Annotated in this window: 22 protein-coding genes; 13 read left to right on the top strand and 9 right to left on the bottom strand. The window is 70.4% G+C overall.

Translation table 11 applies throughout. From position 1 onward, the window contains the following. Positions 1-118: 118 nt before the first annotated feature. The 4 genes from HS104_30895 to HS104_30880 all read right to left on the bottom strand — a co-directional run bounded on the left by HS104_30895 (position 119) and on the right by HS104_30880 (position 4,646). Positions 119-931, bottom strand: coding sequence for a hypothetical protein (locus HS104_30895; GenBank protein MBE7484364.1), 813 nt, complete (start codon positions 929-931; stop codon positions 119-121). 34 nt (positions 932-965) lie between these two features. Beyond that, positions 966-1,760: a tRNA (N6-threonylcarbamoyladenosine(37)-N6)-methyltransferase TrmO gene (gene tsaA, locus HS104_30890; GenBank protein ID MBE7484363.1), complete on the bottom strand. Its 795-nt coding sequence runs from the start codon at positions 1,758-1,760 to the stop codon at positions 966-968. Then, a complete protein-coding gene (locus HS104_30885) occupies positions 1,757-3,583 on the bottom strand; it encodes a hypothetical protein (protein MBE7484362.1) in 1,827 nt (608 codons plus the stop codon). The genes tsaA and HS104_30885 overlap by 4 nt, the downstream gene beginning before the upstream one ends. Before the next feature lie 118 nt (positions 3,584-3,701). Further along, complete coding sequence (locus HS104_30880) at positions 3,702-4,646, bottom strand: LamG domain-containing protein (protein MBE7484361.1); 945 nt, start codon at positions 4,644-4,646, stop codon at positions 3,702-3,704. A gap of 139 nt (positions 4,647-4,785) precedes the next feature. Here HS104_30880 and HS104_30875 point away from each other — a divergent pair, with 139 nt between their 5' ends. Next, a complete protein-coding gene (locus HS104_30875; GenBank protein ID MBE7484360.1) occupies positions 4,786-5,778 on the top strand; it encodes a hypothetical protein in 993 nt (330 codons plus the stop codon). Positions 5,779-5,793: 15 nt separating this feature from the next. Further along, on the top strand, positions 5,794-6,480 hold the full coding sequence (locus HS104_30870; GenBank protein ID MBE7484359.1) for a cytidylate kinase-like family protein: 687 nt from the start codon (positions 5,794-5,796) through the stop codon (positions 6,478-6,480). A gap of 3 nt (positions 6,481-6,483) precedes the next feature. On the opposite strand, the gene HS104_30865 is transcribed toward HS104_30870, so the two are convergent. Next, on the bottom strand, positions 6,484-7,470 hold the full coding sequence (locus HS104_30865; GenBank protein ID MBE7484358.1) for a CPBP family intramembrane metalloprotease: 987 nt from the start codon (positions 7,468-7,470) through the stop codon (positions 6,484-6,486). 23 nt (positions 7,471-7,493) lie between these two features. Here HS104_30865 and HS104_30860 point away from each other — a divergent pair, with 23 nt between their 5' ends. Next, positions 7,494-8,756: a M48 family metalloprotease gene (locus tag HS104_30860; GenBank protein MBE7484357.1), complete on the top strand. Its 1,263-nt coding sequence runs from the start codon at positions 7,494-7,496 to the stop codon at positions 8,754-8,756. An 80-nt stretch (positions 8,757-8,836) separates the two neighbouring features. On the opposite strand, the gene HS104_30855 is transcribed toward HS104_30860, so the two are convergent. Further along, positions 8,837-9,661: an alpha/beta hydrolase gene (locus HS104_30855; GenBank protein ID MBE7484356.1), complete on the bottom strand. Its 825-nt coding sequence runs from the start codon at positions 9,659-9,661 to the stop codon at positions 8,837-8,839. Between the two features lie 121 nt (positions 9,662-9,782). On the opposite strand from HS104_30855, the gene HS104_30850 reads away from it, so the two are divergent. The 3 genes from HS104_30850 to HS104_30840 all read left to right on the top strand — a co-directional run bounded on the left by HS104_30850 (position 9,783) and on the right by HS104_30840 (position 11,483). Next, the gene (locus HS104_30850; protein ID MBE7484355.1) at positions 9,783-10,778 is read left to right on the top strand and encodes a M23 family metallopeptidase; all 996 of its coding nucleotides are present in this window, start codon (positions 9,783-9,785) and stop codon (positions 10,776-10,778) included. A 94-nt stretch (positions 10,779-10,872) separates the two neighbouring features. Next, on the top strand, positions 10,873-11,025 hold the full coding sequence (locus tag HS104_30845; GenBank protein MBE7484354.1) for a hypothetical protein: 153 nt from the start codon (positions 10,873-10,875) through the stop codon (positions 11,023-11,025). A 113-nt stretch (positions 11,026-11,138) separates the two neighbouring features. Beyond that, positions 11,139-11,483 (top strand): DUF393 domain-containing protein, encoded by a 345-nt coding sequence (locus tag HS104_30840; protein MBE7484353.1) that lies wholly within the window; start codon positions 11,139-11,141, stop codon positions 11,481-11,483. Here the strand turns inward: HS104_30840 and HS104_30835 are convergent. Next, positions 11,465-12,433, bottom strand: a complete 969-nt coding sequence (locus HS104_30835; protein ID MBE7484352.1) for a hypothetical protein — start codon at positions 12,431-12,433, stop codon at positions 11,465-11,467. The two genes, HS104_30840 and HS104_30835, sit on opposite strands and share 19 nt — an antisense overlap. A gap of 148 nt (positions 12,434-12,581) precedes the next feature. On the opposite strand from HS104_30835, the gene HS104_30830 reads away from it, so the two are divergent. From HS104_30830 to HS104_30800, 7 genes are all read left to right on the top strand, one after another. Next, positions 12,582-13,715: a transcriptional regulator gene (locus tag HS104_30830; protein MBE7484351.1), complete on the top strand. Its 1,134-nt coding sequence runs from the start codon at positions 12,582-12,584 to the stop codon at positions 13,713-13,715. Positions 13,716-13,719: 4 nt separating this feature from the next. Then, positions 13,720-14,838: a M48 family metalloprotease gene (locus HS104_30825; protein MBE7484350.1), complete on the top strand. Its 1,119-nt coding sequence runs from the start codon at positions 13,720-13,722 to the stop codon at positions 14,836-14,838. Beyond that, complete coding sequence (locus HS104_30820; protein ID MBE7484349.1) at positions 14,819-16,168, top strand: sulfatase; 1,350 nt, start codon at positions 14,819-14,821, stop codon at positions 16,166-16,168. Before HS104_30825 ends, HS104_30820 begins: the two co-directional genes overlap by 20 nt. A gap of 175 nt (positions 16,169-16,343) precedes the next feature. Further along, positions 16,344-17,315: a GGDEF domain-containing protein gene (locus HS104_30815; GenBank protein ID MBE7484348.1), complete on the top strand. Its 972-nt coding sequence runs from the start codon at positions 16,344-16,346 to the stop codon at positions 17,313-17,315. Positions 17,316-17,338: 23 nt separating this feature from the next. After that, on the top strand, positions 17,339-18,379 hold the full coding sequence (locus HS104_30810; protein MBE7484347.1) for a DUF2330 domain-containing protein: 1,041 nt from the start codon (positions 17,339-17,341) through the stop codon (positions 18,377-18,379). Further along, positions 18,376-19,008, top strand: coding sequence for an AgmX/PglI C-terminal domain-containing protein (locus HS104_30805; GenBank protein ID MBE7484346.1), 633 nt, complete (start codon positions 18,376-18,378; stop codon positions 19,006-19,008). Before HS104_30810 ends, HS104_30805 begins: the two co-directional genes overlap by 4 nt. A gap of 51 nt (positions 19,009-19,059) precedes the next feature. Continuing rightward, positions 19,060-19,854, top strand: coding sequence for a hypothetical protein (locus HS104_30800; protein ID MBE7484345.1), 795 nt, complete (start codon positions 19,060-19,062; stop codon positions 19,852-19,854). On the opposite strand, the gene HS104_30795 is transcribed toward HS104_30800, so the two are convergent. Continuing rightward, positions 19,855-21,216, bottom strand: a complete 1,362-nt coding sequence (locus tag HS104_30795) for a hypothetical protein (GenBank protein ID MBE7484344.1) — start codon at positions 21,214-21,216, stop codon at positions 19,855-19,857. 26 nt (positions 21,217-21,242) lie between these two features. After that, positions 21,243-21,503 (bottom strand): hypothetical protein, encoded by a 261-nt coding sequence (locus tag HS104_30790; protein MBE7484343.1) that lies wholly within the window; start codon positions 21,501-21,503, stop codon positions 21,243-21,245. Between the last annotated feature and the right edge of the window lie 48 nt (positions 21,504-21,551).

Genomic DNA, 21,551 nt, shown 5'->3' with positions numbered 1-21,551 from the left:
CTTGCTCCAGCAAGCCGCGTGCCGCCGCAGAATCCGGCCAAATTTCGACCGAACAGCGCCGTGGCTCAGTCAATCTGACGCGCTGGAGCCACGCAGCTTGGGCCGCTCTGACACTTTGTCAGCAGGTGCCGCAGCCGTACGAAGTGACCTCGCTGACGCAGAGGCTATCCCACGAGTAGGTGCAGCAGTACGAGTCGTAGAGGCACACGCAGGAGGCGACGGAGGCGTTGCCGCAGCTCGGCGTGGAGTGCGTGACGCAGCAGTCACCGGCGGTCGCTCCGCCGCTGCCACCGCTACCACCGAAACCGCCGCTGCCGCCGAAACCGCCGCTGCCGCCGAAGCCGCCGCTACCGCCAACTCCGCCGCTACCGCCAACTCCGCCGCTGCCTCCGGTGCCACAGCTCCCGCAACCGAGCGTCTGCACCTCGCTCACGCAACCGGAGTCCCAGGCTGTGGTGCAGCAGAAGGAGTCCTGCGCGCAGACGCAGCTCTGGATGCTGGCGGTGGCGCACCCCGGCGTGCTGTGCGCCGTGCAACAGCTGGCCGTGGAGGTGCCTCCGCTCCCACCGGTGCTGCCGCCGAAGCCGCCGGTGCTGCCGCCGAAGCCACCGGTGCTGCCGCCGAAGCCGCCGGTGCTGCCGCCGAAGCCGCCAGTGCCACCGCCGACGCCACCCGTCGCGCCCGTGCTGCCGCCCGCGCCACCTGTCGTAGCACCACCCGTGGCGGCGCCGCCCGACCCCGCAGCACCGCCGACGGCACCGCCTGACCCACCGCTCTGCGGGCCTCCGCCGCTGCCGGCGCCGCCTGTGCCCGAGTCGTTCACACCCGCGTCGCTCATGCCGAACAGGTTGGTGTCCGAGACGGCGCACCCCACGAGGAACGTCGCGCCGAGCATGGCGACGAGCCGTGACCAAAAAGCCCAGCCGGTCATCTGCCCCGATTCTAGTTCAGCGCGGCCGTCTCGGCTACGTCCGGTCCCCGGGGTAGCCGAAAGCCTGAACGAAGCAGCGGTGCGGCTCCAGGCTGGAGCCCGCCGGGGCGTGGAGCTCGCGCGGGCGATATCCGCTCGCGAAGCCGAGGACCGTGACGCTCGTCCCCTCCACCCGGAAGCGCGCGCGCCAGTCCTTGTGGGCGATCACCAGCTCGTCCCCGTCCCGCTTGATGCGCCGATAGGGATGCGGCGCGGGCCCCAGCGAGAGCGCCTGCGTCACCGGCTCGACCAGCTCGATGCCGAAGCGGTCGCGGAGGAAGCCCGCCTGCTCCGCCGCCCGCGCCGAGAGCCGCACCTCCCAGCGCGGCCCTGGATCCTGTCGAGCCTCGGCCTCGAGCCAACCCGTGCCCGGGTCCGGTGGGACGTCGGTGTAGGCGACGTAGGGCTTCAGATCGAGCACGGGGGTTCCGTCCAGGATGTCCACGTCCCGGACGTGCAGCGTGAGCCCCTCCACGCGCACCAGCTCCACCACCGACAAGCCGATGGGGTTGGGCCGGTGCGGCGAGCGGGTGGCGAACACTCCGCGGCGCTCCCGGCTGCGGGGCGGTCGCACCTTGGGGCGCCAGCCTTCGGCGCGGTCGAACCAGAACAGCACCCACAGGTAGCGCCAGCTCTCGACGTCCTCGAGCGCGAACTCGAAGCCGCGCCCCGGGTCGAGCTCGATCCGAGCCTCGACGCCGCGTGCGGCGGCGGGTTGTCGCGGCGCCTCCGCCGGCTCGCCGAACGGCGAGCGCACCACGCCGATGGGCGTGAGGCGGAGCTCGCTCACAGGCAGTTGTAGCCGTTGGCGCAGACCGAGGCGACCTCGCTCACGCAATAGCTGTCCCAGCCGTAGGTGCAGCAGTAGGAGTCAGCGGCGCAGATGGCGCTGACGCAGTTCGCCTTCGCGCTGTCGCAGCCGCTGACCAGTTGGGTGCCCGTGACACACAGCGTGTGCGCGCAGCTCCCTTGGGACTCGGAGCACTTCAGGCTCTTGCAGACGGTGCGGACCTCCGACACGCAGATCGAGTCCCAGCTTCCGCTGCAGCAGTACGAGTCCACGGCGCACACCTTGGACACACAGTTGCCCGTCGCCGCGTCACAACCGTTGGGCAGCGCGACGCCCGCCGAGCACACGTCGTGCGGGCAGCCGCAGTTCTCGTCCACCTGGCCGTTGCAGTTGTCGTCCTGGTTGTTGCCGCAGGTGTCGCTCGGCGCCGCCTGCTGGCTCTGCACGCACTGGAGCGAGCCTCCCTGACACTGGTAGCTGCCCGCGCTGCAGATCCCGGGCAGACCCGTGGTGCAGCCGCCGCCGCCACCCGGATTGTTCTCGTCCGTGGAGCCGTTGCAGTTGTCGTCCTTGGCGTTGCAGGTCTCCGTCGTCGGGATCACCTGACCGGTGCAAGCGCCCCAGTTGCCGTTGGTGCAGGTCTGGGTGCCGGCCTTGCACTGCCCCACACCCTGCGTGCCCGGGGCGCCGGTGTAGCAGCCCTGGGTGGTGCCATTCAGGCAGTTGCAGCCCTCGTCCACGTTCCCGTTGCAGTTGTTGTCCGCGCCGTCGCAGGTCTCCGTGCTCGGCTGGACGTTCTGAGCGCAGACGATGCCGCCGCTCTGGCACTGCGTCGTGCCCGCAGAGCAGACGCCGAGCTTGCCGGTGCTGCAGGTCTGACCGCTGCCCGGATTGCCCTCGTCCGCGCTGCCGTTGCAGTTGTTGTCCACGCCGTCGCAGATCTCTGCGCTCGGCTGGACGTTCTGGTTGCAGACCAGCGTGCTGTTCTGACAAGCAGTCGTGCCCGCGCCGCACGCGCCCTGCTTGCCGGTATTGCAGGTCTGGCCGCCCTGCGGGTTGCCCTCGTCGGTCTGCCCGTCGCAGTCGTCGTCGAGCCCGTTGCACTTCTCCGCGACCGGGAGCTGCTCGCCGCTGCACGTGCCCCACTTGCCGCCGCTGCAGGTCTGCGTGCCGGCGCTGCACTCGCCGACGTTCTTGGTGGCCGGGGCGCCGGTGTAGCAGGCCTGCGTCTGGCCGTTCGTGCAGGAGCAGCCCTCGTCCACCTGGCCGTCGCAGTTGTCATCGGTGCCGTCGCACTGCTCCGTCGCGCTGCCCTGCTTCGGAGTGCAGGTCTGAGCCACACCGGCGACGCAGTTCTCGACGGTCACCTGGCAGGCGCCCTTGCCGCAGGTCGTCTGTCCCTGGTCCTCGTCTTCGAGACCGTCGCAGTCGTTGTCGCGCTTGTCGCAGGTCTCGTCCGCGGGGATGACCTCGCCTTGGCAGGCGCTCCACTTGCCGTTCTCGCACACCTGCTTGCCGGCCTTGCACTCGCCGACGCCTTCGGTGCCGGCGGGTCCGCCATAGCAGGGCTGCTCGGCCGCTCCGCTGCACTCGCCCGGCCAACCGCCGCCGGTGCCTGCGCCGCCGTCGGTGCCCGCGCCACCGCCGACGCTGCTGCCGCCCGTTCCGCTCGTGCCGCCGCTCGCGCCGGTGCCGCTGCCGCCGATGCTCGTCCCGCCGCCGACAGCGGGTGTGCCGCTGCTCTCCCCGCTCGCACATCCGACCGCGGCGGCCGCCACGACCACCAAGCACCCGACGACCGCGGATCGAAGAAGCGACTGCATCGAATGCCTCCAGGGCGCTCGGGAAATCCGAGCGTACCCAAGGCTTCAATTTTCACAGAAGAACGCCCGCCGCGCAATCAAGGTGCAACAAACCAGGGGCGCGGACGCGGGATGCGGCTCACAGCGCGCACTCGCCGCTGGCCCAGACTCCTCCAGCGTCGCTGCAAACTTCCTCGTTGCTACGCGCGATCGACCACCACTTGAGCTCGTCGACGTATCCGTTCAGTGCCATGTCCGAGCCGCTCTTGCCCACGGAGAGGTTGCCGTTCACGTAGCCGAGCTGCCCTCCGGTCTCGGTCTTGTGGAGCTTCCCGTTCAGGTAGAGCTTGAGCGTCGAGCCGTCGTTGACCACCGCGAGGTGAGTCCAGCCCGAGGCCAAGACGCCCGGCTCGCTGGTGACGATGGCCGAGCCGAAGCCGGCGCGAGTGAACGACGCCTGAACGTTGCCCTGCGCGGTGCGGATGGCCACGCCATCGCCCGACGAGCCGAGGCGCCCGACGATGGAGCCCGCCGTCATGCTGCTCAGCTTCACCCAGAGCTCGATGGTGGCGGCCTTGGTGAAATCCAGCGCCGGAGCGCTGGGGATCGAGATTCGGCCATCGCCGCCGGAGAAGCTCGCCGCCGAGCCGACTTTGCCGCCGTTGACCACGCTCACACCCGTGCCGATGAGCGAGCCGTGGTGCGAATGCCCAGAGGCGTCCTTGGTCGTCAGCGCTCCGACGTCGTCGAAGCCCCACTCGCCCTCGAGGCCCGGCGTGGTGGTCGGCGCGCCACCGCTGCCGCCGCCACTCGGCGCGCCCGCCGCGCCCGCCGCGCCCGCCGCGCCCGCCGCGCCCGCGGCTCCAGCGCTGCCACCGCTGCCGGTCGCCCCGCCTGCGCTCGGCGCGAGGCCGGTCACCGTGTCGGTCCCCGTGCCGCTGCCCACCGCCGGCGCCGCGGGCTCACCGTTGCCCTCGGCCGATTCGTTCTCGATTCCTGTCGGCGCTGCGCAGGCGGCGGTCGCGAGGAAACAGAGCGCGGCAAGCTGTGCCGCGAGCCCGAGGGAGGTGGTGCGGTTGGCCATGGCGGGGCTTTGTAACTCCATGACCGGAGGCGCGCACGCACAAAAACATACATGGGCCCACAAATTCGCACACTATCGGATAGTGTACTGAAATCCCTGGGCTATTTGCAGCAGCCCTCGGGGGCGTACCCTGGCGGACATGACGGGGATCAAGTTGGGCGGGCTGCTGGCGCTGGCGTTCCTGCTCGTGGGGTGTGGCAACGACGACGACAAGAAGACGAGCAAGAGCGACTCGGGCACGCCGAGCGGCTGGCAGGCCGCGGTCGGCGCCGACGGCGCGTTCGCACAAACCTTCGACGGCGTGACCTGGAGCACGCGCACGCTGGTGCCGCACGATCTGTTCGCGGTCACCTGCGTCGGGAACCTGGATGGCTGGGCAGCCGGCGAGAGCGGCTTCGTCGGGCGCACGCGCGACGGCGGGGAGACGTGGCAGAAGCAGGGCTCGGGCACGAGCGATGCGCTGCGCACGGTGCACTTCGCGCACGACCACCACGCCGCGACTGCCACGTACACGGGCGTCACCGCCGGAGACAACGGCTACCTCGCGGTCTCGAACGACGGCGGCGACAGCTGGAAGGCCGTCGACACGGGAACGTCGGTGACGCTGCGCGGTGCGTCGGCCGCGCTCAACGCAGATCTGATCGTCGTCGTGGGCGACGCCGGCACCGTGCTCAGCACCACCGATCTGGGCAAGACCTGGCACAGCCAGACCCTGCCGGGCGCGGGAGATCTGCGCGCAGTGGACATGGCGCCGAACGGCAGCGTGATCGTCAGCGTGGACTCCAAGGGTCAGATCTGGGCGAGCAAGGACCTGGGCAAGACCTTCGCGCTGGAGGCCACGGCGAAGGGCCCGCTGAACGGCGTCGCCATCGCCGCCGATGCTTCGAAGGGCCTGGCGGCGGGAGACGGCGGCATCGCGCTGCGCCGAGATGCCGCGGGCAACTGGACGGAGACGCTCACCGGCTCGACCGAGCGACTGAACGCCGCGATGATCACCCACGACGGCGTGCGAGAGTACCTGGCAGGTGAGGCCGGGACGTTGCTCGGCGCCGCTGGGCTCGGCAGCTGGGAAAAACCCGCGCTCGGCACCAGCGCCACGCTCTACGGTCTGGAGGATCTCGATCCGCACTGATGGTACGATGGCGGCATGAGCCGCACCATCGAGCAACTGGTCAATCGGCAGTTCCTGCGCTGGATGGAGCAGCAGAAGGTCCAGGGGAAGCGCGACCAGCCAGAGTCCGTCGAGCAGAAGCCGATGATCGCGATGTCGCGCGAGTACGGCGCGCGCGGCGCGGAAGTGGGCCGGTTGGCGGCGGAGCGCTTGAACTTCCAGTTCCATTCTCAGGAGCTCGTCCACGAGGTGGCCAAGCAGGCCCGCGTGCGCCAGCAGCTCGTCGCGTCCCTCGACGAGCGCGCGCGGGACGACATCGAGCAATGGGTGAGCGAGCTGATGGACGGCGGCACGTTCTCACCGACGGACTACCTGCGGAACCTCACCAAGGTGATCTTGTCCTTCGGGCGTCACGGCAAGGGTGTGATCGTGGGGCGTGGCGCGCAGTACATCCTGGACCCGAAGCGCACGCTGCGCGTGCGCGCCTTCGCCCCGCTGGACGCACGCGTGCGTCGGATTGCGACCCGCGACGGCCTGGGCCGCGGCGACGCCCGCACCAAGATCCTGCGCATCGACTCCGAGCGCACCGCGTTCTACCGCCAGCACTTCGACCGCGATCAGTCCGATCCGCACGACTACGACCTGCTCCTGAACACGGCGACGCTGCCCGTCGACGCCTGCGTGGACATGGTGGTCAGGGCGTTCCGTTCTCGCTTTCGGTGAGGGTCAGAACGGCACGCGCACGCTCGCGGCGAGGGGCGAGCGCGCCGGGTCGAGCGCGAAGAAGGTCGCGCTGAGCAGGAAGTCGTACCAAAAGTGGATGGCGACGGGAGCGGCCAGGCTGTAGTCGTGCCACTGGTAGGTGAGACCGAGGTAGCTGCCGAGCACGGTGATGAACGGGACGCCGAGCGCCAGATAGGGCAGCTGCTCGTCGTGGGGGAGCGCCAGCGCGTTCGGCGCGTGCGCGACCCCGAACACCACGCTCGACCCGACCCAACCGGCGGTCGGACCAGCTTCGCGCGCCATGTGCGAGAGCAAGACGCCGCGAAACAGCGCCTCTTCGCCGATGGCCACATGGCTGAACAAGCCCGCGCCGACCCCCGCCGCCAGGGGGTAGCCCGACGCGGGCGGGAATCGGCGGCCGAACAGGTTCGCGTCTTCTCCCAGGTGCCGGGTGCCGAGCTCTTCGTCCACGACCGCCGAGAGCCCGATCCCCGCCGCGAGCATCACCAGCATCCCCGCCCAGACGTCGGTGTGCCCCATGACGTTCTTGTTGAACGGCGCCACCAGCAGCTCGGCGGGGGTGTCCTCCGGGACGTAGAGCAGGCGCGCGGCCAGCTGCTCCTGGAACAGCGCGTCCGCATAGGAATAGGCGTAGATGTTCTGGAAGGCGATCAGCGGCACCGCCGCGCCGGGGTGGGAGAAGCCGTCGAAGCCCTCGTCTCGGCTCAGGCCCACGGCGAGCCCGGTGCCGAGCTCCGCGGCGCCGAGGCCGGTCATGGTCAGGCCCTCTGCGGTGCGCCCCTGGCAGAGCTGCGCGACGCCGGGGAACAAGAGGCTCGCGCTCGGGCCGCAGTCCGCCTCGCGAACGCGCTCTGCCGCCTCGAGCTCGCGCTCGCTGGGGGCCTGGCTCTCGCTGGTGCGCGCCGGACGCATCGGCGGGCCGCAAGCCGTGAGCGCGAGAAACACCCAGACCGAGAACCTCTTCGGCATCGGATCGTGGTAGGCATCATAGCGTGAGCAGCGTGCTCGATCCCATCCGCTTCGGGCCGGAGCGCGATCTCATCGGCTCGCTGTTCGATCGCTTCGGCCTCGACGTGGTCATCGACCACTTCGTGGAGTCCGGCGGCGTGCGCTCCATGTACGACGCGGTGCTGGCGTCGGAGCTGCGGCTGACTCGCATGATCGCGCCGCGCTTGATGGACCTGCTCGACGCCGCGCGAGAGAAGCTCGCCTTCGACGAGCCCCTGGAGATGTTCGTGGGGCAGAACCCGCAGGTGAACGCCGCGGCGATGCACCGAATGTCCGGGGACGAGCCCCACGTCCTGTCGCTCACCAGCGCGCTGGTCGAGCGCATGACGGACGCCGAGCTCTCCTTCGTGCTCGGTCACGAGCTCGGCCACCTGGCCTACCGGCACTACCGTGCCCGCCTGGCGGACGCCGCCTTCGGGCGGAGCGCCGGCGGTGAGAGCAAGGCACCGCCGCTGCTCCTACGCCGGCTCGAGAGCTGGGACCGCATGGCGGAGATCAGCGCCGACCGCGCGGGCTTCTCCGCGGTGGACGGCAACCTGGAGGTGGCGGTCAGCGCGTTCTTCAAGCTCCAGAGCGGGCTCGGACCGGAGCACCTGCGCTTCGACATCGCGGCCATCCTGGAGCAGCTCGAGTCGCTGCAGAAGGCCAGCCGCCGCGAGCTGTTCGCGGAGTTCAGCCACCCGGCCACACCCATCCGCGTGCGCGCGCTCCAGCTCTTCGGCGAGGTGCGCTCGGGCCAGCGCACCCTGGCGGCGGTGGACGCCGAGGTGGCGGAGATCGCACGCTTGATGGACTACGCAGCCAGCGAGCCGCTGGACGTGAACGCCCGGGAGTTCATCCTGGCCGGCGGCCTGCTGGCCGCCTACGCCGACGGCGACATCGAGATGGACGACGCCGGCTGGAACACGCTGGTGCAGCTGCTCTTGCCGGTGTCGGCGGATCCGGAGGCCGAGGTCGCGCGCATCAAGAACCGCTCCGAGGCCGACGAGATCTTGGAGAAGAGCGCGGCCTGGCTCCGCGACAACGCGGGCGAGGAGCGCTTCGACCTCTTGCGCGCCATCGCCCACGTCACCGCTGCCGACGGACACCTGTCCGAGGCCGAGCGCGCGTTCCTGAAGCACTGCGCGGAGCTGCTCGGGGTCCCCGCGCGGACCGCGGACGAGATCGCCTTCGAGACCTTGGCCGATCACCTCCAGACCCACGCCGGTCGAGGCATGCGCCCGCCGCGCTTCGCGCTGGACGAGTAGGGGAGCCTCGAAAGTGCTCCGCTTCGCGGTGGTCGTGTGCGCCGTCGGGCTGCTCGGCTGCGACGAGCCCTGAAGGGCCGTCAGAGCACCTCGGCCAGGAACCCGACGACCGCGTCGATGCTCTCAGGGCGCGCCTCGAACATGTTGGTGCCGTGGTCGCCTGGATCGTATTCCTGGAAGCGCCACGCGCTCGGCGCACCGTTCTGGTAGCCCTTGCTCCACGCGCTCTCCGCGGCGGAGAATACGAACTGGATCGGCACCTGATCCAGCTCGTCGTGGTGCGCGCCGAGGCTGTTCTGGTTCTCGGTGTATGCGCCGCCGGTCAGGAACACGAGCGCGCTCGGGAAGAGCAGCTCGGTGTTTGCGCTGGCGTGGATGGCGTAGTCGAGAGCCGTGGTGGTGCCGTTCGACGCTCCGACGACGCCGATCCGCAGCGGATCCACGCCGCACGCGCCGCTCGTCAGGTGTAACATCGCGGCCTTCGCGTCGAGCTTGCCCTTGTCGCCCGTGTAGGCTTCGAGCGGGTCGCCCTCGGAGGCGCCCGCGCCGCGCCGGTCCACGTTGAGCACGCGGATCTGCTTCGCGACCAGCGCGTCGATGAAGCCCTTCGGGTAGTTCGAGCGATCGTTGGCCGGAGGGATCATGTGCAGGAGCACGACGCTCGGGCCGAGACCCTCGCCGGTCGGGTAGTCGTCGGCCTCGAGCTGCACGCCGTCGTCGGTGAGGAAGCTGACGACCGCCGGCACGCTGGTACAGGCGGCGCTGCCGCCGCCGCTCGAGGTGCCAGCCCAGGCCCCCGAGCCGCCCGTTCCGGCCGTGCCGCCGGCAGCTGCGTGCTCGTCGCTCTCGCGGCACGCCGAGGCGGAGGAGAGCGCCAGGGCGGCGAGCAGGAGGGGGCGGCGCACGGCGGGGAGCTTAGCGCGCTGCCGCCAACTCCCCGTTGGCATTCGCAAGCCGCGCTTGGCGGCGGGCCCGAGTGGTGTCGCGCACTTGGCGCGGGCCCGCGCCTTGCAACTTCCGCAGGCGATGCGCCGCTTCATCCTGGCTGCCCTGATCGCCACGCTCGGCGCCTGCGGCGGCGGAGACATCGAGGACGTGCCGGCGCCGGAGGAAAACCCCGGCGTGGTGGTGGACGACGCGGGGAGCTGGGCGAGCGGCGGCGCGAGCGGCGCCGGGGGAGCCGCGGGCGCCGCAGGACAGGCCGGCGCTGCGGGACAGGCGGGCGCCGCGGGACAGGCCGGTGCGCCCGCCGTCGATGCCGGCTCGACCTCCACCGCACCGCCGGCGAGCTGCCCGCGCGTGCGCATCGACGTGCCGGCGGGCAACGTCGCCAACGTGCGGCCCGACCCGTCCACGGCGAAGGCTCCCGTCGGCACCCTCGAGCCCGGCGCCATCGTGGACGTGATCGCGTTCGTGAAGGGCGAATCGCTCGACGGCAACGACCTCTGGTACGAGATCAAGACCGGCGCGCTGAGCGGCTTCGTGTTCTCGGGTCTGGCGAAGTGCACGACGGACGAGCCCGTGACGACCAAGCCGGGCTTCTACCTGCCGCTCGCGTGCGGCAAGTCCGCGACCGTGACGCAGGGCAACTTCGGCAGCTACAGCCACCAGGGCCTCTCGGCCTATGCCTACGACTTCTCCCTCGGCATCGGCACGCCCATGACGGCCATGGCCGACGGCACGGTGAGCTACGTCTACGACAAGACCGGCCCCGGCGATCCCTGCTACAACGGCGGCGGCTCGTCGTGCATCGCGTACGCGAACATCGTTGTCTTGCAGCACGCCGACGGCACCAAGACGCACTACGCCCACCTGAGCAAGGTGCTGGTCACCAAGGGGCAGAAGGTGACGCGCGGCCAGAAGGTCGGCCTGTCCGGCTCCACCGGCTACTCCACCGGACCGCACGCTCACGTGGCGCGCAGCAAGGACGGCTCGCAGAGCATCAAGCTGGTGTTCCAGGACGTGCCGGGGGACGGGATGCCCAACACCGGGCAGAAGGTCACGAGCGGGAACTGTCCCTGATTCCGGCTGGGAGCCCCGGATCCCACTCCTCGCCCCCCGTTGACGCCTCGGCAGAGCGCTAGGTTCGAGTTTGCGCCTGCCTCGTGGCGCTCTCGTGCGCCGGCTGTGGGACGTTGCGCCCATCCTGGAGAGCACCTGCCTGAGCTCGGTGTGCCACGGCGTGGCATGCGGGGACCCACACGGCGCCACCGGTCACCTGAGCGAGCAGGAGCTGGCGGATCTGATCGCGTTCCTGGAGTCGCTGTGAGGGCTTGACGTTCGGTCGTCCAGGACAATGCTGAGTTGACCGTGAATCGACCCGATTTCGACGTCGAGGTGTTCTTCGACGGGGACTGCCCGCTCTGCACCAAGGAGATCCGCATGCTTCAGCGGCTCGACCGCAAGCGGCAGCGCATCCGCTTCACCGACATCGCTGCGCCGGACTTCGACCCGAGCACGCTAGGTATCGAGTGGAGCACCCTGATGCAGCGCATCCACGCGCGCCTGCCGGACGGAAGCTTCATCCAGGGGGTGGAGGTCTTCCGCCGCCTGTACGGCGCCGTCGGCTTCGGACCGCTGGTGTGGCTGTCCCGCGCGCCGGGCGTCACAGAGCTACTCGACTGGGCCTACCAGACCTTCGCGGAGAATCGCCTGAGGTGGACCGGTCGCTGCACGGACGCCTGCGAGCTGCCGCCACGCGGGGCGAGTCACTTGCAGGTCAGGTGATTCGCCGTCTTCACGCTGGGAACGCACGCCAGCGTCCCGCCGGCGTCGAGCCCCACCGAAACGGCGAGGCAGTCCTGGAACTGCGAGCTGCCGCAGTAGGGGTTCTTGGCGGTGCTGCCTGGCACCGGCAGGTAGCCGGCGCCGGTGCACTTGCCGCTGGTCGCGTCGAGGACACAGGTGCCCGCCTTCTGGTAGTCGGCGCAGGCGTTCTCGTTCGTGTCGCAGTTGTAGTCGAAGGACGTCCCCGTGTTGGTCTGATAACCGACGGCGCCGCAGTAGTTGCTGAACGGGAACGCCTCCTTGACCAGATCGGCGCAGTCGCCGCACGCCTCCGCCTTGGAGCCGTCCTCGATCCAACCTCCACCGGACGGCTTGTTGCAGGAGAAAGTCGGATTCAACGGCGAGCCGTAGCCGTCGTTGTCGCTGTCCTTGCACCACTTCTTGACGGTGCAGCCGCCGCCCGTGCCGCCGCTGCCGCCGGTCGCGCTGCCGCCGCTGCCGCCGGTCGCGCTGCCGCCCGTGCCTCCGGTCGCTGCGCCACCCGTGCCTCCGGTCGCGCTGCCTCCGGTTCCACCCGTCGCGCTGCCTCCGGTTCCGCCCGTCGCGCTGCCGCCGGTTCCGCCCGTCGCGCTGCCGCCGGTTCCGCCCGTCGCGCTGCCGCCGGTTCCACCCGTCGCGCTGCCGCCCGTGCCCCCGGTTGCACTGCCACCGGTTCCACCCGCGCCTCCGGTCGGCGCGGCCCCGGCGCCCGCAGCGCCACCACTCGGCGCTCCGGCGCTGCCACCGGTGCTGGACGTGCCGCCCGTCGCGCCGCTGCCACCGGTGCTGGACCCGCCACTGCTGGCTCCGGCGCCGCCCCCGGAGCCGAAGAGCTCGCCTTGGTCCTCCCCACCGCAGGCGGTCACCGCCGAGACCACCGCGCCCACCACCACGAACCAGCTCGCCCGCATGGAAACCTCCGCGCGCCACCCGGATGCAGCGTCCATGCCGCAAGTTTTCCTTCGGGAATTCCGCGCTCCACGTGGATGCCGCACTGACTCGGACCGCGCAGCTACGCACCGATTGCATAGGCGCGAGCGATGCGACAACCTCCCGGACGTGCGCGCCGAGATCGCCGAGCGCCGCGCTCGCGCTCTCGCGACCGAGCCGTGGCAACCCCAGGAGGCAGAGGGCCGCCCGCGCTCGCGCCGCGTCGCGGTGGGAGACCCGCAAGCCCCGCTCCCGGTGTTCCTCCAGATCCTGGAGCGCCACGGGCTCCTGGGAGAAGACGGCTGGCTCGCCGACGACGTCGAGCTGGTCTCGATCGGCGACCATTTCGACTTCGGCGGCAGCACCGAGCGGCACAAGGCGGCAGCGGATGGCCTGGCAATCCTGGCCTGGCTCGGCGCCCACCCACCCGATCAGGTCGTGCTGATCGCAGGCAACCACGACCTGGGCCGCGTCGGCGAGCTCTGCGACTTCGACGACGACACGTTCGCGACGGTCCACGAGCAAGCGATACTCGCCTACCGAGACGGCGATCCGGAGCCCGACCTCGAGCGCGCGCTGTGCGAGGCGTACCCGAGCTTGGCAACGGCCGAGGTCGCGGCGCGGGATTTCTCCGCGTTCTCGGTGGCGCAACGTGAGCTCGTGTGGGCGCTGCTCCGAGCACGACGCCTCCGCCTGGCCTACGCGCCGAACGACGAAGTCGTCTTCTGCCACGCCGGGGTCACCTGCGATCATCTCACCGCCGTCGGCCTACCCGCAGCCGAGCACGCGCGTGCGAGCGCGGTAGCTGGCGCGCTGAACGCCGCGCTCGACGCGGCAGTGTCGAACCACAGCGCGGGCGCGCTCTCGGTGCGCGGCTTGCACCGACCCGGCGCGTGGGAGGGCGGCGAGGGCGGAGGGATGCTCTACCATCGCCCCGCCAACCCCGAGGTCGCCCAGAACCGCGGGCACGATCTCGGGGACACGCTCGGGCGCCGCTTCGACCCGCGCCGACTGCCCGCTGGGCTGACGCAGGTGATCGGGCACGTCGCCGACGCGAAGTGTCGCGAGCTGCTCGGGCCCTGGGCCCGGGACGAGGAACCCCGCCCGGGCGCGCTGCGCCACCTGGAGAGCGATGGCACCCGAGTGGCTTATCGCACGGGCCTGCCGAGCGGGGCGCCGCTGGCGACGACGGCCAGGCTCGTCTTCATCGACGGGCTGATGAACCGCACCCCCGTGGCAGAGTACGCCATCTTGGAGTGGTGAGCGCATGCCCGAGAGCACCCTGACTCCCCGCATCGACCTCACCGCGCTGGTGCTCGCCGGCGACCGCGAGCTGCGCGCGGCGCTGCTCGGCGACCCGCAGTTTCGCGAATTGGTCGAGGAGGATGAAGTGGCTTCCGCTCGCCGTGACCGGCTCGTCTCGTCCCTGCGCTTGACCCGACAGGCCCGCCCCGACTTCTTCGCTGCGCTCGACCGCGTGGTGGAGCACCTGGGGATCGAGGCCGAAATCGAGGCATACTGCCTGACCGAGCCGCTGCCCGACGCGTTCGTCACGGCTCCGGAGCGAGGGCGACTGCTCGTCGGAGTGTCGAGCGCTGCGCTCGAGACGCTGGACGGCGCGGAGCTCACGTTCGTGTTGGGGCACGAGCTCGGACATGCGTTGCTCGATCACTTCTCGCTCTCGCCGGAGTTGCTCGAGCGCGACGGTCGCTTGGCCCCGACGCAGCTCGCTCGCTACGACGCCTGGATGCGTTACGCGGGGCTGAGCGCCGACCGCGTCGGCCTGGTGTGCTGCCAAGACCCGGACGCGGCGGTGCGTGCTTTCTTCAAGCTGACCCCCTACAGCCCGCTCCGGCTCAGGGCCTTGGAGGTGTTCGCGCGCTCGCTCACCTACCACGCGCTGGTGGGCAAGACGGGCGGCGAGCTCGACCAGACCGAGCTCGAGCGCGAGGTCACGGCGATCATGCAGCTCATGGACCCGAGCTGCCTGAACGACCGGCGCGACGCCAGCGTCGTCGTTCGCGACTTCTTGGCACTGGCCGGGGTGGCGGTCGCTGCGGCCGACGGCAAGGTGGTGGACGCCGAGCACGAGCTGGTGATCGGGCTGGTGGGACCGGAGGGTCGGCTGTCGGACGGGACGCTGATCGAAGAGCTGAGTGACGAGGAGTTCGAGCGGCGCGTGCTCGGCATCGCCGAAAAGCTGTGTGTGCGCGTCTCGCCGGAACGCCGGCAGAAGATCCTCGAAGACCTGGTGGCCATCGCGCTGGCCGATGGAGACCTGGCGGACGCCGAGGTAGAGGTGCTGGGGACGGCTGCCATCTGGCTCGGGATCGACCCACGCTTCGTGGAGAAGGCCATCGCTCGCTATGCATCGGCGCTGGATTGAGCTGGTCTTCGCGCTTTCTTGCGCGGCCTGTAGCACCTCGCGGGCGGACCCGAGCGCCGAGCGCGCGCCCACGCCTCCCGCGTCCGTCAGCGTGGCGGTGGCGCCCAGCGCGCCTGCGGCCGAGCCGCCCGACGCGGCCCCGCCGGCGGCCGAGCGCGCGCCGCTGAACGTGGTCTTGATCCTGATCGACAGCATGCGCGCCGACATGCCCTGGGCGGGCTACCGGCGGAAGATCGCGCCGCGCCTGACTGCGCTGGAGAAGCGCAGCGTGAGCTACACGCGGGCCTACTCGCTCTCGAGCGTCACCGCGCGCTCCGTCGCGCCGCTCCTGGTCGGGAAATACGCCAGCGAGATGCCGCGCAACGGCTACTTCTTCACGCAGTGGTACCCGGACAACCTGTTCCTGGGCGAGCGGCTGAAGGCCGCGGGGCACCGCGCGGTGGCCGCCCACGCCCACGCCTACTTCTTCGGCAACGGCATGAAGCAGGGGTTCGACGACTACCACGTGCTGCCGGGCACCATCTACAACAACCCCGAGCCCAAGCCGACGAGCGAGCGCCTGACCGCCGCCGCGAAGCGGATGCTCGCCAAGAACGCCGACCCGAGCGGAGAACGGCGACTGTTCGCGTACTTTCACTACCTGGATCCGCATCACGACTACCTCGAGCACGAAGACGCCCCGGACTTCGGCGACGAACCCCGGGACCTCTACGACCAGGAGATCTGGTTCACCGACCGCGCGGTGGGCGATCTGATCGCGTGGATCGAGAAGCAGCCCTGGGGCAAGCGCACCGCCATCATCGTCAGCGCCGATCACGGCGAGTGCTTCGGCGAGCACGGGCAAATCCGCCATGGCTACGAGCTCTGGGAGGCGCTGATCCACGTGCCGCTGCTGTTCTTGGTGCCGGACGCGCCACCGCGCCGCATCGGCACGCCGCGCAGCCACATCGATCTGGCGCCGACGGTGCTCGAGCTGATGGGAGTCCCGGCCTCTCCCCCGCTGCGCGGCAAGAGCCTGGTCAGCGAGGTGTTCGGCGAAGACCTGCCGCCCCGCCCCATCGTCGCGGACTTGCCGCGCGACAACCTTCAGGACCGAAGGCGTGCCGTTCTGGACGGTGAGCTCAAGCTGATCTCCCGCGGCGACGACGAGCGATGGCTGATGTACGACGTTGTGGGTGATCCCAAAGAGCGGAAGAACCTGACCGAGACGCGTCGCGACGACTTCCGTCGCATGCTGAAGCTCTACACGGAGCTCTCGGCGAGCATTCCCAACGAAGAGGTGCACGGTGATGCAGTGTTGAAGAACGCACCACCGGGCCGGCGCTGGTAGTTTTCGCGGCACACCTCGCCCGATGCGGTCTGCAACAATCGCATGCCGAGACGCAGCGATCGCAAATGGTGCGCAAGCACCGTAGGGGAACTGCCTCGGACGCACGCGGATCCAATCGGCTTTCCCCGAACGACCCCAGCGGGCACGCGACTTGTATCCCTGCGAAAGTGCAATGATGCCTACGAGCCGCCGCCCGCGCGACACCGGCCACCGGCCCGCGCACCGGGCTCGTCGCATCAGCACCACCAAGCTGAGGGTCCCGACCGCGGCCGAAATCGCCGATTTCGTGGCCAAGGAGCGCGCGGCCCCCGCTGGCGACCGCTACCTCCTGACCGTGCTCCGGGGCGACCCGCTCGGCCGCGTGGTCCGAGTCGAGGACGCCGACATCGTGATCGGGCGCGGCGAAAACGCGAGCTTCGTCCTCGACGACCCGGGCCTGTCCTGGGTCCACGCCCGCATCTTCCGCCGCGGGGAGCACATCTACGTCGAGGATCTGGGGACCACCAACGGGACCTTCGTCGGCGAGCGGCGCATCCGCGAGCCCACGCAGATCGTGGACGGCACCCGAATCCGCCTGGGCGGCCACACTGTGCTGAAGCTGACCTGCGCCGATGAGCTGGAGGAAGAAGCAGCGCAGCGCCTGTACGAGTCCACGGTGAAGGACGCGCTGACGTCCGTCCACAACCGCCGCTACTTGCTCGAGCGCCTGGCGAGTGAAATCTCGTTCGCCCAACGTCACTCGGACACCATCGCTGTCTTGCTGGTGGACATCGACCACTTCAAGCAGATCAACGACGTACACGGACACCACGTCGGCGATGCCGTGCTCCGGGTCGTCGCTGCCGCGATGCAACGCATCTTGCGCCCCGAAGATCTTCTGGCGCGATTCGGTGGTGACGAATTCGTGATCGTCACGCGGCGCATCACCCGCGAGAACGCTCACATCCTCGCCGAGCGCTTGCGCTCGCACATCGCCGGCCTCTCCTTGCCGCTCGAGGACAGCTCGAACATCAGCATCAGCATCGGCATGACGTTCGCCGGACCAGAGCACGCCTACAAGGCACCGGAGGCGCTCCTGGGCGAGGCCGACGCCGCGATGTACGAGGCCAAGCACCTGGGGCGAAACCGCGTGGTGGAGCACGGCTGAGCTCGCGTGTTAGCTTCGCACGGATGCGGCGCCTGGCGTGGCTTCTGCTCTCGGTGTCCCTCGCCTCAGCGGCATTCTGGAGCGGCGGGCCCTTTGGCCCGAAGCTGGCTAAGGCCTGCGGCGGAGTGTTCTCGGGGAGACTGAAGAAGGACGAGCGCAAGCCCTCTCTGAGCTACGAGCAGACACTGATCGTCCATGACCCGGAGCTGGGTCGGGAGCATTTCGTGCGCGAGGTGGTGTTCCGAGCGGCTTCCCAGCCCTTCGGGTTCGTGGTTCCGACTCCTGCCCGACCGGAGGTCGCCAAGCTCGCCAAGAACCCCTTCGAACGCCTGCGCGCCGCGTTCCCGTATCGCTCGCCGCTCGGCGTCGGTCACGGGTTGGGCCAAGGCTTCGGCTCCGGCGCGGGACCGAAGGGCGGGGGCGTGCGCGTGTTGGAGGTCAAGAAGGTCGGCAGCTTCACCGCCTTCGTGCTGGCGGCGGACGACGAGGCGGCGCTCTCGAGTTGGCTGGCCAAGCATCGCCTCGAGAGCGGCCCCGAAACCCGCGCGTGGCTCGCTCACTACGTGCGCGCCAAATACTTCTTCGTCGCGATGCGCTACGACCCGGTCCCCAGCGACGACGGGGAAGTCGGTAAGACGCAGTCCGAGACGGTGCGCTTCTCGTTCGACACTCCGCTGCCTTACTACCCGTACTTCGAGCCGGAGCGCCCGGACTCGGGCGAGCCTCGCCTGCTGGAGCTCTGGCTGGTCACGCCGCGGCCGGCGATCCCCGTCGCGCTGCGCGAGAGCGGCGGCACCGCCAGCTTCGTCCGCCCGTTCGCCGAGGGCTTTCGTTACGAGGCCCCGCGCCGCTCGGATCTGGAGGAGGCCCTCGGCGCGGACAAGAAGCTCCTGTTCGCGGCCAGGCCCATCATTCAGCGGTTCATGGACCAGAAGCGCTCCCGCGCTGGCTTCGGTGACGTGGTGTTCGTGCCGGGTCAGAAGGTGGCGCTCGACGCCCGCGCCCTGGGCCCGCTCTTGTCGGCGCTCGATCCGAGCCTCGCCGGCGCAAAGGAGGCGCCATGAACAACCGCTGGGTCCTCCTCGCCGCGTTCGCGAGCGCGAGCTGCGCGCGCGACCCTGGAACGGGAACGCCCGAGCCCACCGTGGCGGTGGCTCCAACGCCGAGCGCGGCCCAGAGCGCCGACGCCTCCCCGCCGCCGCTCGCCTTGGCCCCGGTTGTCGCATCGGCGCCGCGCGCGGAGCGAGAGGCCAGAGTCCTGTCGCTGCTCCGCGGCGAGGTGGCGGCCGGCGATCTGCCGGAAGTCGCAACCGAAGCCGGCGAGGCCTTGGACCCAGGGCTTCGGGAAGAGCTCGCGCCGCGCAAGAAGACCAAGCTCGAGCTCACGAACCTGGAGATCAGCGGAGCGCTGACAGCCGAAGCGTGCAAGCGACCCCTGGAGTCGGCCAAGCCTGGGTTGCGCAGCTGCTACGGGCGGGGCCTGGCGCGGAACCCGATCCTGATGGGGAGCGTGGGCCTCGAGCTCACGGTCGCCGCCGACGGTCGCATCACGCAGGCGAAGAACGCCGGCTCCGACCTGCCGGACTCGGCGGTGATGGAGTGCGTGGTGCGCCGGATGTCCGCCGTGGCGCTGCCCCCTACCGACGCGGGAACGACGGTGATCCGGCTCCGCGCGCGCTTCTCGCCCGACTGAGCTTCCGCCGAAAAGCGGCGCAGTTTCTGGACGCATGCCACAATTGCCTTCATGCGCCGCCTCCTCGTGCTGAGCCTCCTGGTCGGCGCAGGCGGCGCTCTCTGGGCGCTCCGGCACGCCCGACCCGCCGGGGGCGCCGAGCCCGAGCGACTCCCTGCCACTCCGGTCGAGCCCGCGGCCCCGGCAACGGCGCCGTCGCCCGAGGCGCGAGCGCCGGATGCTCGGCTGCCCGAGGTGCGCTTCGTGCCGATCTCCGGCGAGGCGCCCGCCCGGGTGGCCCCGGCCCAAGGCGACTCGAGGCGTGTGGTGGTCTACCTGCACGGCTTCTGCAGCGACGCGAGCACGATCGCCGAGTGGGCGCCCGCCGTGCAGCGTCATGCCACGCTGATCGCCCCCCACGGCGAGCTGGGCTGCGCGGGGCAGCCGGGGCACTTCCGTTGGGGCAACGACATCCGCTTCACTGACTACCGCGTTCAGCGCGCCATTCGCTCGGTCGGCAAGGCGTTGGGCGTCGAGCTGGCCCAGAGCGACGTGACGCTCGCAGGCTACTCCGAAGGGGCGTCCCGCGCGGAGTCGTTGGCTTGGCTGTTCCCGCAGCACTACCGGCGCGCCGTGCTGATGAGTGGGCCCGCGGTGCCGGCCTTCGAAAAGGTCCGCGGCCTCGAGCGCGTCGCGGTGTTGCGCGGCGGGCGTGAGTATCGCCGCACCTATCGGCTTGCGGCGGAGCACTTCGACAAGGCCGGCGTCAGCGCGCGCTTCTGGGAGCTCCCCGGCGCGAGCCACGGCGAGCTCGGACCCGAGGCGCCCCGCGTGCTCGGCGAGGTGTTCGACTTCGTGGAGCGGTAGTCAGAGCCGCACGCAGCTCGGGCGCCCGCCCACGACACTACAACGCCTGACGCTGCGCACGGGCGGCAGAGCACGGGTCGTCGCCACTCGCTCGACGGAGGCATTGGCCTTCTGGGTGTAGTGCGTCTCGCAGACGTGGCCGTCGGCGAGGGCCTTCACGGCATCGAGCTCGCCGGCGCTGATGCCGTCGTACATCCAGGGCAACGCGCCGGCGTAGCCCTGATCCCAGAAGCTCTTCACCACGCTCGAATAGGGCACGCCGTTCAAGGGACCCGGCGGCAGCTCGCCCATCACGATGGGCTTGTCGAGGCCGTAGCTCGACGCGGGGTTCGTGTGCGGCCAGTACTTGTCGACCCAGTCGTAGATGTGGAGCTGGTAGAAATCGACGCCCACCTTGGTCCATGCCTTGGCCCACTTCGCCGCCGCGCCGCCCACGGTGATCAGCGCCTGGCTCTCGCTGCGCAACGCGACCACCGTCTCGGAGACGAAGGTCTCCATCTCGGCGAACGAGACCGGGGCCAGCGTCGAGTCCGCCTCGAACGCGGGATCACCATACGGGTCACTGCCGATCATCGCCCACTCCGGCTCGTTGATCACGTCCCAGGCCACGACCCGTCGCGCGTAGGGGCTCTGCGCCACCGTCTGCGCGACCGGCTTCACCACCTTGTCGAGCAATGCCTTGCGCTTCGCCGCGTCCTTGACCATCGGCGTGATACCGGGCGTCCAGATCCCAGCGACGTCCTCGCTCGGCTTGAAGTTGTCGAAGGAAAACACGGTGAGCATCAGGTAGACGTCGGCCTGCTCCGCCAGCTCGAGCGCCTTCTGGATGTCCGCCACGGCGGTGCCACCGAGACCGGTGGGCGTCTCCGTCGAGTCGAAGTCGACGCCGTCGCCCCGGAAGTCGGGGAACATCCACCAGCGCACCACGCTCACGCCGTGCGCGCGCATGTCGGCGAGGGCGCTCTGGTGAGCGCTCGCCTGACCGGAGACGCCCTTGATGTTCCAGGGCGCGATGCCGCCGAAGTCGCCGGCGAAGTCCTTCCAGGCGTAGTTGATGCCGTACATGAAGCGCTTCTTGCACTCCCAAGTGATCCCGCCGCCGGGCGCCGGGCAGGTGTCCACGCAGGCGGCGCCGCCGGAGCCCCCGGCGCCGCCAGCTCCCGCTCCACCCGAAGCGCTGCTTCCGCCGGCGCCGGCCAGACCGCCGGAACCGCCGGTCGGCCCGCCACCGCTGCCTCCCCCTCCGCTGCTCGTCCCGGCGCTTCCGGCGGCCCCGGCGGTGCCCCCCGACGAGTCGTCACCGCCGCACGCCGCGAGGGCGAGCGCCCCCACGGCGGCCCACCCGTAGATCGCCGCGCGCATGGCGCACGGTACCACGCTCGCTCGCCTCACGCCGCCTGCGGCAAGTGTCGCGTCGGGTCGAGCTCGCGCACGCTCGGGCGGCGGCGCTGCGCCGGTCGCCGCGGCTCTCCCAGCGGCAGCGAGCGCGGCGCCGCGAGCACCGGCAGGATCAAGATCGGCCACAGCGCCATGAAGGTGAGCAGGACTGGGGCGAGCGCCAGGGCGATGATCGGCAAGAGCAGCGCCCCCGCCGCGGACAGCATCACGACATCGAGCCACCGGCTCGAGCTCGAGCTCTCGGTTCGCATTCGGCTTCTCCTGTGGGTAGATGAAGGTGCAAGCGCCGAGCCGAGCGC

This window comes from Polyangiaceae bacterium (assembly GCA_015075635.1).
GTDB lineage: Bacteria > Myxococcota_A > Polyangia > Polyangiales > Polyangiaceae > JADJKB01.
The sequence above is the reverse complement of the archived record's forward strand: the minus strand, read 5'-3'. Positions and strand labels throughout refer to the sequence as shown.